General features: G+C 57.2%; 12 protein-coding genes, 1 pseudogene and 1 other annotated feature. Of the genes and pseudogenes, 10 read left to right on the top strand and 3 right to left on the bottom strand.

Features of this window, described 5'->3' with window-relative positions; all coding sequences use genetic code 11:
- Positions 1–11: 11 nt before the first annotated feature.
- A complete protein-coding gene (acrA, locus tag D5067_RS17465) occupies positions 12–1,205 on the bottom strand; it encodes a multidrug efflux RND transporter periplasmic adaptor subunit AcrA (protein WP_119935260.1) in 1,194 nt (397 codons plus the stop codon).
- Between the two features lie 141 nt (positions 1,206–1,346).
- On the opposite strand from acrA, the gene acrR reads away from it, so the two are divergent.
- Together acrR and mscK are read left to right on the top strand one after the other, a co-directional pair.
- Entirely contained in the window at positions 1,347–2,000 is a 654-nt protein-coding gene (gene acrR / locus D5067_RS17460) for a multidrug efflux transporter transcriptional repressor AcrR (RefSeq protein ID WP_119935259.1), read from the top strand.
- A gap of 99 nt (positions 2,001–2,099) precedes the next feature.
- Positions 2,100–5,447: a mechanosensitive channel MscK gene (gene mscK, locus D5067_RS17455; RefSeq protein ID WP_119935258.1), complete on the top strand. Its 3,348-nt coding sequence runs from the start codon at positions 2,100–2,102 to the stop codon at positions 5,445–5,447.
- On the opposite strand, the pseudogene rsmS reads toward mscK, so the two are convergent.
- Together rsmS and priC are read right to left on the bottom strand one after the other, a co-directional pair.
- Positions 5,444–5,633: pseudogene (gene rsmS, locus D5067_RS17450) on the bottom strand (pleiotropic regulatory protein RsmS). The gene mscK and the pseudogene rsmS sit on opposite strands and share 4 nt — an antisense overlap.
- A gap of 14 nt (positions 5,634–5,647) precedes the next feature.
- Positions 5,648–6,175, bottom strand: a complete 528-nt coding sequence (gene priC / locus D5067_RS17445; protein ID WP_119935256.1) for a primosomal replication protein N'' — start codon at positions 6,173–6,175, stop codon at positions 5,648–5,650.
- A 50-nt stretch (positions 6,176–6,225) separates the two neighbouring features.
- On the opposite strand from priC, the gene D5067_RS17440 reads away from it, so the two are divergent.
- The 8 genes from D5067_RS17440 to hemH all read left to right on the top strand — a co-directional run bounded on the left by D5067_RS17440 (position 6,226) and on the right by hemH (position 14,222).
- Positions 6,226–6,603, top strand: coding sequence for a DUF454 family protein (locus D5067_RS17440; protein WP_119935255.1), 378 nt, complete (start codon positions 6,226–6,228; stop codon positions 6,601–6,603).
- Positions 6,604–6,754: 151 nt separating this feature from the next.
- A complete protein-coding gene (gene apt, locus D5067_RS17435; RefSeq protein ID WP_010428187.1) occupies positions 6,755–7,306 on the top strand; it encodes an adenine phosphoribosyltransferase in 552 nt (183 codons plus the stop codon).
- Between the two features lie 88 nt (positions 7,307–7,394).
- Positions 7,395–9,320, top strand: coding sequence for a DNA polymerase III subunit gamma/tau (dnaX, locus tag D5067_RS17430; RefSeq protein ID WP_119935254.1), 1,926 nt, complete (start codon positions 7,395–7,397; stop codon positions 9,318–9,320).
- Positions 8,650–8,714 (top strand) — a sequence feature (DnaX frameshifting element). It overlaps the preceding gene by 65 nt.
- 53 nt (positions 9,321–9,373) lie before the next feature.
- The gene (locus tag D5067_RS17425; protein ID WP_010428194.1) at positions 9,374–9,706 is read left to right on the top strand and encodes a YbaB/EbfC family nucleoid-associated protein; all 333 of its coding nucleotides are present in this window, start codon (positions 9,374–9,376) and stop codon (positions 9,704–9,706) included.
- On the top strand, positions 9,706–10,311 hold the full coding sequence (gene recR, locus D5067_RS17420; RefSeq protein WP_008499298.1) for a recombination mediator RecR: 606 nt from the start codon (positions 9,706–9,708) through the stop codon (positions 10,309–10,311). The genes D5067_RS17425 and recR overlap by 1 nt, the downstream gene beginning before the upstream one ends.
- Positions 10,312–10,421: 110 nt before the next feature.
- On the top strand, positions 10,422–12,296 hold the full coding sequence (htpG, locus tag D5067_RS17415; protein ID WP_119935253.1) for a molecular chaperone HtpG: 1,875 nt from the start codon (positions 10,422–10,424) through the stop codon (positions 12,294–12,296).
- 193 nt (positions 12,297–12,489) lie between these two features.
- A complete protein-coding gene (adk, locus tag D5067_RS17410; RefSeq protein WP_119935252.1) occupies positions 12,490–13,134 on the top strand; it encodes an adenylate kinase in 645 nt (214 codons plus the stop codon).
- Between the two features lie 125 nt (positions 13,135–13,259).
- Positions 13,260–14,222, top strand: a complete 963-nt coding sequence (gene hemH, locus D5067_RS17405; protein WP_119935251.1) for a ferrochelatase — start codon at positions 13,260–13,262, stop codon at positions 14,220–14,222.
- The last annotated feature ends 22 nt before the right edge of the window (positions 14,223–14,244 follow it).

Genomic DNA, 14,244 nt, shown 5'->3' with positions numbered 1-14,244 from the left:
TCCTGTTTAAGTTAAGACTTGGTTTGTTCTGACTGGCCTGCGGCCGAAGCTTGTTGTTTCTCGTCAGATTTCACTTCCTGTGCTTTAACCTGCGCGCCAGGACGAACTTTTTGCAAACCAGTAATAATCACGCGATCGCCATCTTTCAGACCTTCCGTCACCAGCCATTTGTCGCCAATCGCCTGGGTTGCGGTGATATTGCGCGTCTCGACTTTGTCATCTGCACCCACAACCAGCGCGCTCGCATCGCCACGCGGCGTACGGGTCACACCCTGTTGCGGAACCAGAATTGCGGTTGGGTTAGTCCCTTCTTCCAGACGTGCGCGAACGAACATCCCCGGCAACAGCGTGTTGTCAGGATTCGGGAAAATCGCACGCAGGGTGATGGAGCCGGTGGTCTGATCGACCGTCACATCAGAAAATTCCAGTGTGCCTGCCTGAGCGAACTTGATACCGTCGTTGGTCACGAGCTCAACTTTGGCTTTGCCGTTTTCCTGCTTCAGCGTGCCGTTTGCCAGCTCTTGCTTCAGGCGCAGGAAATCGTTACTGGACTGCGTCACGTCGACGTAGATCGGGTCAAGCTGCTGCACGGTGGCCAGCGCTGTGGTTTGGCCGTTCTGTACCAGTGCCCCTTCCGTTACGGAAGATTTACCAATGCGACCGCTGATAGGTGAGGTGACTTTGGTATAGGCCAGGTTGATGCGTGCGGTTTCGACAGCCGCTTTTGCTGCCACGACGGCGGCGTTAGCCTGCTGTGCATCCGCCAGGGCAGTATCATAATCCTGTTGGCTGATGTACTTCGTACCGAGCAGTTTTTTGTAGCGATTCAGCGTTAACTGGGCAATTTTGGCCGCAGCGTCAGCTTTTGCCAGGTCGCCTTTCGCGCTTTCATAAGACGCCTGATAGGTTGCTGGATCAATCTGATACAGAGACTCACCGGCTTTAACGTCACCACCTTCGGTGAAGTTACGTTTCAGGATGATGCCATTTACCTGAGGACGAACTTCCGCAATGCGGTAAGCGCTGGTGCGGCCTGGTAGTTCGGTTGTTATCTGTAGAGGTTCGGATTTGAGCGTCACGACACCTACTTCAGGCGCCTGCTGAGCTCCTTGTTGAGCCTGTTTGTCGTCACATCCTGTAAGCGCTAAGCTGCCTGAGAGCATCAGAACGACCGCCAGAGGCGTTAACCCTCTGTTTTTGTTCATATGTAAACCTCGAGTGTCCGATTTCAAATTGATCAATGGTCCTGAGTCCAAAAACCCATTGCTGCGTTTATATTATCGTCATGCTATGGTACATACATTCATAAATGTATGTAAATCTGACTCCTGTAAATTCACCGACGTATGGCACGAAAAACCAAACAACAAGCGCTTGAAACTCGTCAACACATTCTGGATGTGGCAATGCGTTTGTTTTCTCAGCAGGGTGTTTCGGCAACCTCGCTGGCGCAGATTGCTCAGGCCGCGGGCGTCACGCGGGGAGCGATTTACTGGCATTTTAAAGATAAGTCAGATCTGTTCGGTGAAATCTGGCAACTTTCAGAGTCCAGCATTAGCGATCTTGAGACTGAGTATCGGGCAAAATTCCCCGACGATCCACTCTCAGTATTAAGAGAAATTCTAGTATATATCCTTGAAGCAACTGTTGTTGAGGAGCGTCGCAGGCTGATGATGGAAATTATCTTCCACAAATGCGAGTTCGTGGGAGAGATGGCGGTTGTCCAGCAGGCGCAGCGCAGCCTGTGTCTGGAGAGTTACGACCGCATAGAGCAGACGCTCAGCCAATGCATCCAGGCAAAAATGTTACCCCCGGATTTACTGACCCGTCGGGCGGCGATCCTGCTGCGCAGCTATATTTCGGGCCTGATGGAAAACTGGCTCTTTGCACCGCAGTCCTTTGACCTCAAAGCAGAAGCGCGAAGCTATGTCACCATTTTGCTGGAGATGTGCCAGTTTTGCCCAACGTTGCGCAGCGAAACCCCTTCGCTCAACGCCTAATTGTCTCAGATAAGAATGTTCACGCTATTCTGCTACAGGCGAGCGTGATATTCTGCACGCCGGACTATTTTCGGTCATCTTCTGACATCACTCACGACTATGCTGCTCACCAATCGCTCGCAACATCCCGTTCTTGCATTTATTTTTGCCATGCTGTTTTTCCTTGCAGCAGCGCCTCTTTCTTATGCGCGTGCAGATAATTCCAGTGACATCCCCACGCGCGCCGACGTTCAGTCGCAGCTGGATACCCTGAATAAGCAAAAAGACCTCACGCCTCAGGATAAGCTCATCCAGCAGGATCTGACGGAAACGCTGGAGTCCATTGATAAAATTGAGCGCGTAAAAGCGGAAACCGCGCAGCTTCGCCAGAAGGTCGCACAGGCGCCTGAGAACATGCGCAAGGCGACGGAGTCGCTCAATGCCCTGAGCGACGTTGATAACGATACCGAGACGCGCAAAACGCTTGCCACGCTTTCGCTGCGTCAGCTGGAGTCGCGCGTGGCGCAGCTGTTGGACGATCTGCAAACGGCCCAGTCCGACCTTGCGACCTATAACAGCCAGCTGGTTTCGCTGCAAACCCAGCCAGAGCGCGTGCAGAACGCGATGTATAGCGCGTCGCAGCAGCTGCAGCAAATCCGTAACCGCCTGAATGGAACTTCGGTGGGTGACGGGGCGCTTCGACCGACGCAGCAGACGTTGCTGCTGGTTCAGCAGGCGTTGCTCAATGCGCAAATTGAACAGCAGCGTAAAAGCCTGGAAGGGAATACGGTGCTGCAGGACACGCTGCAAAAACAGCGCGATTACGTCACTGCGAACATCAACCGCCTGGAGCACCAGCTCCAGCTGTTGCAGGAGGCGGTAAACAGCAAGCGCCTGACGCTGACGGAAAAAACGGCTCAGGAAGCCGTATCGCCTGATGAAACTGCCCGCATTCAGGCCAACCCGCTGGTGAAGCAGGAGCTGGATGTTAACCATCAGCTGAGCCAGCGCCTGATTCAGGCTACCGAAAGCGGTAACTCGCTGGTCCAGCAAAACATCAAAGTTAAAAACTGGCTGGATCGTGCGCTGCAGGCCGAACGTAACATCAAAGAGCAGATCGCCGTTCTGAAAGGCAGCCTTCTGCTGTCTCGTATTTTGTACCAGCAGCAGCAGACGCTGCCGTCAGCTGACGAGCTGGAGGACATGACCAACCGCATTGCGGATTTGCGTCTGGAGCAGTTTGACGTTAACCAGCAGCGCGACGCGCTTTTCCAGAGCGATAACTTTGTCGCTAAAGTGGAAGAGGGTCACTCCGCCGAGGTGAATCCGGAAGTGCATGACGCGCTGTTGCAGGTGGTGGATATGCGCCGCGAGCTGCTCGACCAGCTCAATAAACAGCTGGGCAACCAGCTGATGATGGCCATCAACCTGCAGATCAACCAGCAGCAGCTGGTCAGCGTATCGAAAAGCCTGCAGGAGATTTTGACCCAGCAGATTTTCTGGGTGAACAGCAACAAGCCGATGGACTGGGACTGGATTAAATCCTTCCCCGAGGCGCTGAAATCTCAAATCAAGAGCATGAAAATCACCGTCAACTGGGAGAAGGCGTGGCCTGCGGTGATGATAGCTTTCCTGGCGGGATTACCGCTGTTGCTTATCGCCGGGCTAATTCGCTGGCGTCTGAACTGGCTGAAAACCTATCAGGCGAAGCTGGCATCCGAAGTGGGGCAGCTGCGAAACGACAGCCAGCTGCACACGCCGAAAGCGATCCTGATTGACCTGATCCGCGCGCTGCCGGTCTGCCTGCTGATCCTGGCCACCGGTCTGATCCTGCTGACGATGCAGCTAAATATTAGCGATCTGCTGTGGGCATTCAGTAAAAAACTGGCGCTGTTCTGGCTGGTGTTTGGCCTGTGCTGGAAAGTGCTGGAAAAAGACGGCGTGGCGGTGCGTCACTTCAACATGCCGGAACAGCTCACCAGCCACTGGCGCCGCCAGATTGTGCGCATCAGCCTGGCGCTGCTGCCGCTGCACTTCTGGTCGGTTGTGGCCGAGCTTTCCCCGCTGCACCTGATGGATGACGTGCTGGGGCAGCTGGTCATTATGCTGAACCTGCTGCTTATTGCCGTTCTGATGTGGCCAATGTGCCGCGATAGCTGGCGTGATAAAGAGTCCCACAATCTTCGTCTGGTTACCGTAACGGTGCTGGCGATCATTCCGCTGGCGCTGATGGTGCTGACGGCAACGGGCTATTTCTATACCACGCTGCGCCTCTCGGGCCGCTGGATTGAAACAGTTTACCTTGTGATTGTGTGGAACCTGCTGTTCCAGACCGTACTGCGCGGTTTGAGCGTGGCGGCGCGTCGCATTGCCTACCGCCGTGCTATTGCCCGTCGCCAGCATCAGGTGAAAGAGGGGGCCGAAGGGGCTGAGCCGCAGGAAGAGCCGACCATTGCCCTTGAGCAGGTCAACCAGCAGACGATGCGTATTACCATGCTGGTGATGGTGGCGCTGTTCGGGGTGATGTTCTGGGCCATCTGGTCGGATTTAATCACCGTGTTCGCTTACCTTGATAGCGTTACCCTCTGGCAGTACAGCGGAACCGAAGCCGGTGTCACGGTGATGAAAAGCGTGACCATGGGCAGCCTGCTCTTTGCGCTGGTTTCGCTGGTGGTCGCCTGGGCACTCATCCGCAACCTGCCGGGTCTGCTGGAGGTGCTGGTACTGTCCCGCCTGAACCTTCGTCAGGGGGCGTCATACGCCATCACCACCATTCTGAACTACGTCATCATTATTGTCGGCGCGATGACGGTCTTTGGCTCGCTGGGCGTCTCGTGGGATAAGCTGCAGTGGCTCGCCGCCGCCCTCTCGGTCGGTCTTGGTTTCGGCCTCCAGGAGATCTTCGGTAACTTCGTCTCCGGCCTAATCATCCTGTTCGAACGTCCGGTGCGTATCGGCGATACCGTCACCATCGGCACCTTCTCGGGGACCGTTAGCAAGATCCGTATCCGCGCGACCACGATTACCGATTTCGATCGCAAAGAGGTGATCATCCCGAACAAAGCGTTCGTGACCGAGCGCCTGATCAACTGGTCGCTCTCAGATACCACCACCCGCGTAGTGATCCGCCTCGGCGTAGCGTATGGCTCCGATCTGGACAAGGTGAAAGAGGTGCTGCTGCAGGCGGCGTCCGAACATCCGAAAGTCATGCACGATCCGGCACCGGCGGTATTCTTCACCACCTTCGGGCCGAGCACGCTGGACCACGAGCTGCGCCTGTACGTGCGCGAGCTGCGCGATCGCAGCTACACCGTCGACGAACTGAACCGCGCGATCGATCGCCTGTGCCGTGAAAACGACATTAATATCGCCTTCAACCAGCTTGAGGTTCACCTGCGTAACGAAAAAGGTGAAGAGCATACGGAAGTGAAGCGCGAGATTAAGGGGGATGACCCCACTCCCGCTTAACATCTGCGGATGTTTTCCCCCTCTCCCTCAGGGAGAGGGCCGGGGTGAGGGTAATTTCCCCTCAAAATCCCGCCGCACAATTTCCAGCGCTTTCAGCACCGTCTCAACCGGGAGCTCGTGGTTCTCCAGCAGCATAATCAAATCCACGGCCAGCTTGACCTCATCGGGTGCATTTTCCAGTGACATCTGTGTGGCTCCTGTTAACGGGTCAAACGTTCAATAACGCGCTCAATCTCATCCAGCGCCTGACGGCAGCGGGCAATGCGGCCTTCCAGGGCGCTAATCTCGCGCATCAATAGCTGCTGCTCTTCCAGCGTCTCGCTGTTGTTAAGGCGCGCCTCGCGCTCGCGCTTCATTTCAAACAGGCGGCGCTCAAACTCCTGGTTCTCCAGCCGCTTGCGCTGCCATTTGCCGAGGCCCGGCGAAGGGCTGTCCCAGGCGCGCAGTGGCCATGCAGCGATTTCGCGGTGCAGGGCGGTGATCTGCTCGGCGAGATGCTCCGCCAGCCATGCCACCTGCTGCTGCTGTGCGTTCTCCACCGCGTGGCGAAGCTCGTCGAGATTGTGCTGCGCCTCGGCAAGGTAATCCTGAATTAGGGTACTGCGGGTGCGGAAAAGCTGTCGGTCGAAGCGCGGCTTGAGCGTGGCGTGCCCCATCAGCGGCGTGGCCTGCGCGCGTAAGGCGATCAGCTGATTTTGTAGCGTCTCAAGAAGCAGGGCTGTTTTCAAAACGCTCTCCAGTGGTAAAGTAGCCGTTCAGTTTGATAACGATTCGCATTATGCAGCGTACTATTTTAATCATCATTGGCTGGCTCGCGGTAGTGCTTGGCACGCTCGGCGTCGTTTTGCCCCTGTTGCCGACCACGCCGTTTATCCTGCTGGCGGCCTGGTGCTTCGCCCGCTCGTCGCCGCGCTTTCACCACTGGCTGCTCTACCGCTCCTGGTTTGGCGGCTATCTGCGTTACTGGCAAAAACACCGGGCAATGCCGCCGGGTGCTAAACCGCGCGCGGTTGCCATAATACTGATAACCTTCGCCATTTCACTATGGCTGGTAAAAATGACGTGGGTGCGCATCCTGCTGCTGGCGATCCTCACCTGCCTGCTCATCTTCATGTGGCGGATCCCCGTGGTGGATGAAAAGCAACAAAAGCACTGAAGCCTCATCATGGCTGTTGCAATTATTGCGTACAGCCAGTAAATTCGACCGTTTTCGAGCACAGGTGCGCCTGGTTAAAGGTTAAGCAATTGTTACCTTTACCGACTCGTTGCGCGCCGTGAGTAACACTGTTTCACTTAGGCACAAACCGATGACCGCAACTGCACAGCAGCTTGAATTTCTGAAAAACAGCATCAAAAGCATCCAGGACTACCCAAAGCCTGGCATTCTTTTCCGTGATGTCACCAGCTTGCTGGAAGACCCGAAAGCGTACGCGCTCAGCATTGAACTGCTGGTGGAGCGTTATAAAAACGCCGGGATCACCAAAGTAGTAGGTACCGAAGCCCGCGGCTTCCTGTTTGGCGCACCGGTTGCGCTGGCGATGGGCGTAGGTTTTGTGCCGGTGCGTAAGCCGCGCAAACTGCCGCGCGAAACCATCGCAGAGAGCTACGAGCTGGAATACGGCACCGATCAGCTGGAAATCCACGTGGATGCCATCAAGCCAGGCGACAAAGTGCTGGTGGTGGACGATCTGCTGGCAACCGGCGGCACCATCGAAGCGACCGTGAAGCTGATCCGTCGTCTGGGTGGTGAAGTGACCGACGCGGCATTCATCATCAACCTGTTCGATCTGGGCGGCGAACAGCGCCTGGAAAAACAAGGTATTACCAGCTACAGCCTGGTGCCATTCCCGGGTCACTAATCCCGTTCCTCACAACCTCGCTCAATGAGTGAGGTTGTGATAGCATTCCCCTCCATAAATTCACCTTCCAGCGTTGCAGAGCCTGCCCATGAGTTATCAGGTGTTAGCCCGTAAATGGCGACCACAAACCTTTGCTGACGTTGTCGGTCAGGAACATGTGCTGACGGCCCTGGCGAACGGCTTGTCGCTAGGTCGCATCCATCACGCCTATCTTTTCTCCGGCACCCGCGGCGTCGGAAAAACCTCTATTGCCCGCTTGCTGGCAAAAGGTTTGAACTGCGAAACCGGGATCACCGCCACGCCGTGCGGCGTGTGCGATAACTGCCGTGAAATCGAGCAGGGGCGTTTTGTCGACCTGATCGAAATCGACGCCGCCTCGCGCACCAAAGTGGAAGACACTCGCGACCTGCTGGATAACGTGCAGTACGCCCCGGCGCGCGGCCGCTTCAAGGTCTACCTGATTGATGAAGTGCACATGCTGTCTCGCCACAGCTTTAACGCCCTGCTGAAGACGCTGGAAGAGCCGCCCGCGCACGTGAAGTTCCTGCTGGCGACCACCGATCCGCAAAAGCTGCCGGTCACGATCCTGTCGCGCTGCCTGCAGTTCCACCTGAAGGCGCTGGACGTCGAACAGATCCGCGCTCAGCTGGAACACATTCTTGATGAAGAGAAAATTGTCCACGAACCGCGCGCTCTGCAGCTGCTGGCCCGCGCGGCCGACGGCAGCCTGCGTGATGCACTGAGCCTGACCGACCAGGCGATTGCCAGCGGTGACGGCAAGCTCTCGACCGACGCGGTCAGCACCATGCTCGGCACGCTCGACGACGATCAGGCGCTGTCGCTTATCGAAGCGATGATTGCCGCCAACGGTGAGCTGGTGATGTCGCTGGTGAATGCCGCCGCCGCCCGCGGTGTGGAATGGGAAGCGCTGCTGGTCGAAATGCTCAGCCTGCTGCACCGTGTGGCCATGCTGCAGCTCTCTCCGTCGGCGATTGGCGCGGATATGGCGACCATCGAACACCGGATGCGTGAGCTTGCCCGTACCGTACCGCCTGCTGACGTTCAACTTTACTACCAGACGCTGCTGATTGGCCGCAAAGAGCTGCCGTTCGCACCGGACCGCCGCATGGGCGTTGAAATGACGCTGCTGCGCGCGCTGGCATTCCACCCGCGCATGCCGCTGCCGGAGCCGGAGGTGTCGCGGCAGTCTTTCGCGCCGGCCGCACCCACGGCCGTGATGTCGCCGCAGCAGGTGACACCGCAGCCGACGCCGCCGCCGCAAAACGTGCCGCTGTCGGATGCCACCAGTTCGGTGCTTGCCGCACGAAGCCAGCTGCAGCGTGCGCAGGGAGCAACCAAACCAAAAAAGAGTGAACCGGCAGCGCCTTCAAGAGCGCGGCCGGTTAACAACGCCGCGCTTGAACGACTGGCCTCGGTAACGGAGCGCGTACAGTCGCGCCCGACACCGTCCGCGCTCGAGCAAAAAGCCCCGGCGAAAGAAGAGGCATACCGCTGGAAGGCGACCACCATCATCGAGACGGTGAAGGAAGAGGTTGCCACGCCAAAAGCGCTGAAGAAAGCGCTTGAGCATGAAAAGACGCCGGAGCTTTCCGCGAAGCTCGCCGAAGAGTCTATCGAACGCGATGCCTGGGCCGCTGAGGTCAGCAGGCTGCAGCTGCCGAAGCTGGTTGAGCAGGTTGCGCTGAACGCCTGGAAAGAGCAGGAAGGCAATCAGGTGCGTCTGCATCTGCGTCCCAGCCAGCGGCACCTGAACTCCCCTGGCGCACAAAAGGCGCTGGCGGAGGCGCTCGCCGCAGTACAGGGCGTGCCGGTTGAATTGACTATCATTGAAGATGATAATCCGGCGGTGCGAACGCCGCTGGAGTGGCGTCAGGCTATTTATGAAGAGAAGCTCGCGCAGGCGCGTGAGTCGATAATCGCGGATAACAACATCCAGACTCTGCGCCGGTTCTTCGACGCCGATCTGGATGAAGAGAGTATTCGCCCCATTTGATCGTGAGTCTGACTTACGGTTGTAATCCTTAAACGTGAAAGAGAGAGAAGCCTATGTTCGGTGGAAAAGGCGGTCTGGGTGGCCTGATGAAGCAGGCTCAGCAGATGCAGGAAAAAATGCAGAAGATGCAGGAAGAGATCGCTCAGCTGGAAGTCACGGGTGAATCCGGTGCCGGTCTGGTGAAAGTGACCATCAACGGTGCGCACAACTGCCGCCGCGTGGAAATCGACCCAAGCCTGCTCGAAGACGACAAAGATATGCTGGAAGATCTGGTTGCAGCCGCGTTTAACGACGCAGCGCGCCGTATCGACGAAACCCAGAAAGAGAAAATGGCCTCTGTATCCAGCGGCATGCAGCTGCCGCCGGGCTTCAAGATGCCATTCTGATGCAAACCAGTCCGCTGCTCACGCAGCTAATGGAAGCACTGCGCTGCCTGCCGGGCGTTGGCCCGAAGTCGGCGCAGCGCATGGCGTTCACGCTCCTGCAGCGCGACCGCAGCGGCGGGATGCGCCTGGCGCAGGCTCTGACCCGCGCCATGTCAGAAATTGGTCACTGTGCGGATTGCCGTACCTTTACAGAGCAGGACGTGTGTAACATCTGTACGAACCCGCGTCGCCAGGAAAATGGTCAGATTTGCGTGGTGGAGAGTCCTGCGGACATCTACGCCATCGAACAAACCGGGCAGTTTTCCGGCCGCTATTTCGTGCTGATGGGGCATCTCTCCCCGCTGGACGGCATCGGCCCGGATGATATCGGTCTTGACCGCCTTGAACAGCGTCTTGAGTCCGAGACCATCAAAGAAGTGATCCTCGCCACCAACCCGACGGTGGAAGGGGAGGCGACCGCCAACTACATCGCCGAGCTGTGCTCACAGTACGGCGTTGACGCCAGCCGCATCGCCCACGGCGTGCCGGTAGGCGGCGAGCTGGAAATGGTCGACGGCACCACGCTGTCGCACTCTCTGGCCGGGCGTCACAAGATTATTTTCTGACCAAACGGAGGCTGCATTTGTGGCCTCCGCTTGAAAATTCTCCCCCTTATCCCCATCTCTCACTCAACGTTTTAAAACCCCATTAAATGGCATTGTTGAGGTCGACTTAGATGAAAGGACAAGAAACCCGTGGTTTCCAGTCAGAAGTAAAACAGCTTCTGCACCTGATGATCCATTCCCTGTATTCCAATAAAGAAATCTTCCTGCGCGAGCTGATTTCCAACGCATCCGATGCGGCGGACAAGCTGCGCTTCCGCGCGCTGTCGAACCCGGATCTGTATGAAGGCGACGGCGAGCTGCGCGTGCGCGTCTCTTTCAATAAAGAGAACCGCACTCTGACCATCGCCGATAACGGCATTGGTATGAACCGTGATGAGGTGATTGACCACCTCGGGACAATTGCCAAATCCGGCACCAAATCCTTCCTTGAGTCCATGGGCTCAGACCAGGCGAAAGACAGCCAGCTGATCGGCCAGTTTGGCGTGGGCTTCTACTCGGCGTTTATCGTGGCGGACAAAGTCACCGTGCGTACCCGCGCGGCGGGCGACAGCGCGGAAAACGGCGTGCTGTGGGAATCCCACGGTGAGGGCGAATACACCGTTGATGACATCACCAAAGCGGATCGCGGCACCGAAATCACCCTGCACCTGCGCGAAGGCGAAGATGATTTCCTGAACGACTGGCGCGTGCGCTCCATCATCAGCAAGTATTCCGATCACATTGCGCTGCCGGTTGAGATTGAGAAACAGGAAGAGCAGGACGGTGAAACCGTGGTCTCCTGGGAGAAAATCAACAAGGCGCAGGCCCTGTGGACGCGCAACAAGTCTGAAATCAAAGACGACGAATATAACGAATTCTATAAGCACATTGCCCACGACTTTACCGACCCGCTGACCTGGAGCCACAACCGCGTGGAAGGGAAGCAGGAGTACACCAGCCTGCTGTACATCCCGGCGCAGGCACCGTGGGATATGTGGAACCGCGATCACAAGCACGGCCTGAAGCTGTACGTGCAGCGCGTGTTCATCATGGATGACGCCGAGCAGTTCATGCCGAACTACCTGCGCTTCACCCGCGGCCTGATCGACTCCAACGATCTGCCGCTGAACGTTTCGCGTGAAATTCTGCAGGACAGCACGGTGACCCGCAACCTGCGCAACGCGCTGACCAAGCGTACGCTGCAGATGCTGGAAAAACTGGCGAAAGACGACGCGGAAAAATACCAGACCTTCTGGAAACAGTTCGGCCTGGTGCTGAAAGAAGGCCCGGCGGAAGACACGGCGAACGTAGAAACCATCGCTAAACTGCTGCGCTTTGCTTCTACGCATACCGACTCCTCCGAGCAGACCGTATCGCTCGAAGACTATATCTCCCGTATGAAAGACGGGCAGGAGAAGATCTACTACATCACCGCAGACAGCTACGCTGCGGCGAAGAGCAGCCCGCACCTGGAGCTGCTGCGTAAGAAAGGCATCGAAGTGCTGCTGCTTTCTGACCGCATCGACGAGTGGATGATGAACTACCTGACCGAGTTCGACGGTAAATCCTTCCAGTCCGTGGCCAAAGCCGACGAGTCCATCGACAAGCTGGCGGATGAAGTGGACGAAAGCGCGAAAGAGGCCGAGAAGGCGCTGGAGCCGTTCGTTGAGCGCGTGAAAACTCTGCTGGGCGAGCGCGTGAAAGAGGTGCGCTTCACGCACCGTCTGACCGACACCCCGGCGATCGTTACCACCGATGCGGACGAGATGGGCACCCAGATGGCGAAACTGTTCGCGGCTGCGGGCCAGGCGATGCCGGAAGTGAAATATATCTTCGAGCTGAACCCGGATCACCCGCTGGTGAAACGCGCGGCGGATACCCAGGACGAAGCACGCTTCGCCGAGTGGGTTGAGCTGCTGCTGGATCAGTCCCTGCTGGCCGAGCGCGGCACGCTGGAAGATCCTAACCTGTTCATTAAGCGTGTGAATGCGCTGCTGCTGGCGTAATTGACCACGCCTCCCCTGGTCTTCTCCCTCTCCCGTAGGAGAGGGCCGGGGTGAGGGCACCAGACAGCACTATCCCAAATTATCTCCCCCCTTAACCGTTTCAGCCTCCCCGCCTTCCTTGAGCCACGTCCGTTCTGATGGTATTGTTTAGCGCTTTTGAAAAATTGAACCAACTTTTGAGGGGATTTTCGCAATGCGTATTATTCTGCTTGGCGCTCCGGGCGCGGGTAAAGGAACTCAGGCTCAGTTCATCATGGAGAAATACGGTATTCCGCAAATCTCTACCGGTGACATGCTGCGTGCCGCTGTTAAATCTGGCTCCGAGCTGGGCAAACAGGCGAAGGACATCATGGACGCAGGCAAGCTGGTGACTGACGAGCTGGTTATCGCCCTGGTAAAAGAACGCATCACTCAGGAAGATTGCCGTAACGGTTTCCTGCTGGACGGCTTCCCGCGCACCATTCCTCAGGCTGACGCCATGAAAGAAGCGGGCATCAACGTGGACTACGTTCTGGAGTTCGACGTGCCGGACGAGCTGATCGTTGACCGTATCGTAGGACGTCGCGTACACGCTGCTTCAGGCCGCGTTTACCACATCAAATTCAACCCGCCGAAGGTTGAAGGCAAAGACGACGTGACCGGCGAAGAGCTGACCACCCGTAAAGACGACCAGGAAGAGACCGTGCGTAAGCGCCTGGTGGAGTACCATCAGATGACCGCGCCGCTGATCGGCTACTACTCTAAAGAAGCGCAGGCGGGTAACACCAAATACGTGAAAGTAGACGGCACCCAGGCCGTTGCCGACGTACGTGCAGAGCTGGAAAAAATCCTCGGCTAACTGCACCGCTCTCACCCGGGTTCTCCGGGTGAGAAAAATTCCCATTTTCCCTTTCACTGCAATTGGTTCCGTTTACGCGCTTTTCAGATACAATCATCAGCCAGTCAAATGGTTATGAGGCGTGAATGAGTCAGGCAAAAACCGGCATCCTGCTTGCCAATTTAGGTACCCCCGAAGCCCCCACCCCCGCAGCGGTAAGCCGTTATCTGCGTCAGTTTCTGAGCGATACGCGCGTTGTGGATACCCCTAGACTGCTGTGGTGGCCGCTGCTGCGTGGCGTCATTCTGCCGATTCGTTCTCCGCGCGTGGCAAAACTTTACCAGTCCGTCTGGATGGAGGAGGGCTCGCCGCTGATGGTGTACAGCCGCCGTCAGGAAAAAGCGCTGGCCGCCCGCCTGCCGGATATGCCCGTTGCGCTCGGCATGAGCTACGGTAAACCCTCGCTGAAAAGCGCGGTGGACGCACTGCTCGCGCAGGGCGTTGAACACATTGTGGTGCTGGCGCTCTATCCGCAGTATTCCTGCTCCACGGTGGCCGCCGTCTGGGACGAGCTGGCGCGAATTCTGAAGACGCGTCGACGCATTCCTGCGGTGACCTTTATTCGCGACTACGCGGATAACGATCTGTACATCAAGGCCCTCGCCAGCAGCGCGCGCGCGTCGTTTGAGAAGCACGGCGAGCCGGATCTGCTGCTGCTTTCCTATCACGGCATTCCGCAGCGCTTCGCCGATGAAGGCGACGACTACCCGCAGCGCTGTCGCGATACTACGCGCGAGCTGGTCTCCGCGCTCGGCCTGCCGCCGGAGAAGGTGATGATGACCTTCCAGTCGCGCTTTGGCCGCGAGCCGTGGCTAACGCCGTATACTGACGAAACCCTCAAAATGCTGGGCGAGAAGGGCGTGAAGCATATTCAGGTGATGTCGCCGGGCTTCTCGGCAGACTGTCTGGAAACTCTGGAAGAGATTGCCGTACAAAATAAAGAGTTCTTCCTCGTAGCGGGCGGAGAAAAGTACGAGTATATTCCGGCGCTTAACGACTCTCCTGAGCATATCGATATGATGGTCTCGCTGGTGACGAACAGCCGCTGATCGCGCTACAGGCCGGGTTTGT

This window comes from Enterobacter huaxiensis (genome assembly GCF_003594935.2).
Taxonomy (GTDB): domain Bacteria; phylum Pseudomonadota; class Gammaproteobacteria; order Enterobacterales; family Enterobacteriaceae; genus Enterobacter; species Enterobacter huaxiensis.
Note: the sequence above shows the minus strand (reverse complement) of the source record. Positions and strands in the feature narration are given on the sequence as shown.

Excerpts from the sequence above, each read along its gene's own strand:
- mscK (WP_119935258.1), top strand. The coding sequence starts at position 2,100 with ATGCTGCTCACCAATCGCTCGCAACATCCCGTTCTTGCATTTATTTTT.
- hemH (WP_119935251.1), top strand. The coding sequence starts at position 13,260 with ATGAGTCAGGCAAAAACCGGCATCCTGCTTGCCAATTTAGGTACCCCC.
- acrR (WP_119935259.1), top strand. The coding sequence starts at position 1,347 with ATGGCACGAAAAACCAAACAACAAGCGCTTGAAACTCGTCAACACATT.
- htpG (WP_119935253.1), top strand. The coding sequence starts at position 10,422 with ATGAAAGGACAAGAAACCCGTGGTTTCCAGTCAGAAGTAAAACAGCTT.
- dnaX (WP_119935254.1), top strand. The coding sequence starts at position 7,395 with ATGAGTTATCAGGTGTTAGCCCGTAAATGGCGACCACAAACCTTTGCT.
- apt (WP_010428187.1), top strand. The coding sequence starts at position 6,755 with ATGACCGCAACTGCACAGCAGCTTGAATTTCTGAAAAACAGCATCAAA.
- adk (WP_119935252.1), top strand. The coding sequence starts at position 12,490 with ATGCGTATTATTCTGCTTGGCGCTCCGGGCGCGGGTAAAGGAACTCAG.
- acrA (WP_119935260.1), bottom strand. The coding sequence starts at position 1,205 with ATGAACAAAAACAGAGGGTTAACGCCTCTGGCGGTCGTTCTGATGCTC.
- D5067_RS17440 (WP_119935255.1), top strand. The coding sequence starts at position 6,226 with ATGCAGCGTACTATTTTAATCATCATTGGCTGGCTCGCGGTAGTGCTT.
- recR (WP_008499298.1), top strand. The coding sequence starts at position 9,706 with ATGCAAACCAGTCCGCTGCTCACGCAGCTAATGGAAGCACTGCGCTGC.
- D5067_RS17425 (WP_010428194.1), top strand. The coding sequence starts at position 9,374 with ATGTTCGGTGGAAAAGGCGGTCTGGGTGGCCTGATGAAGCAGGCTCAG.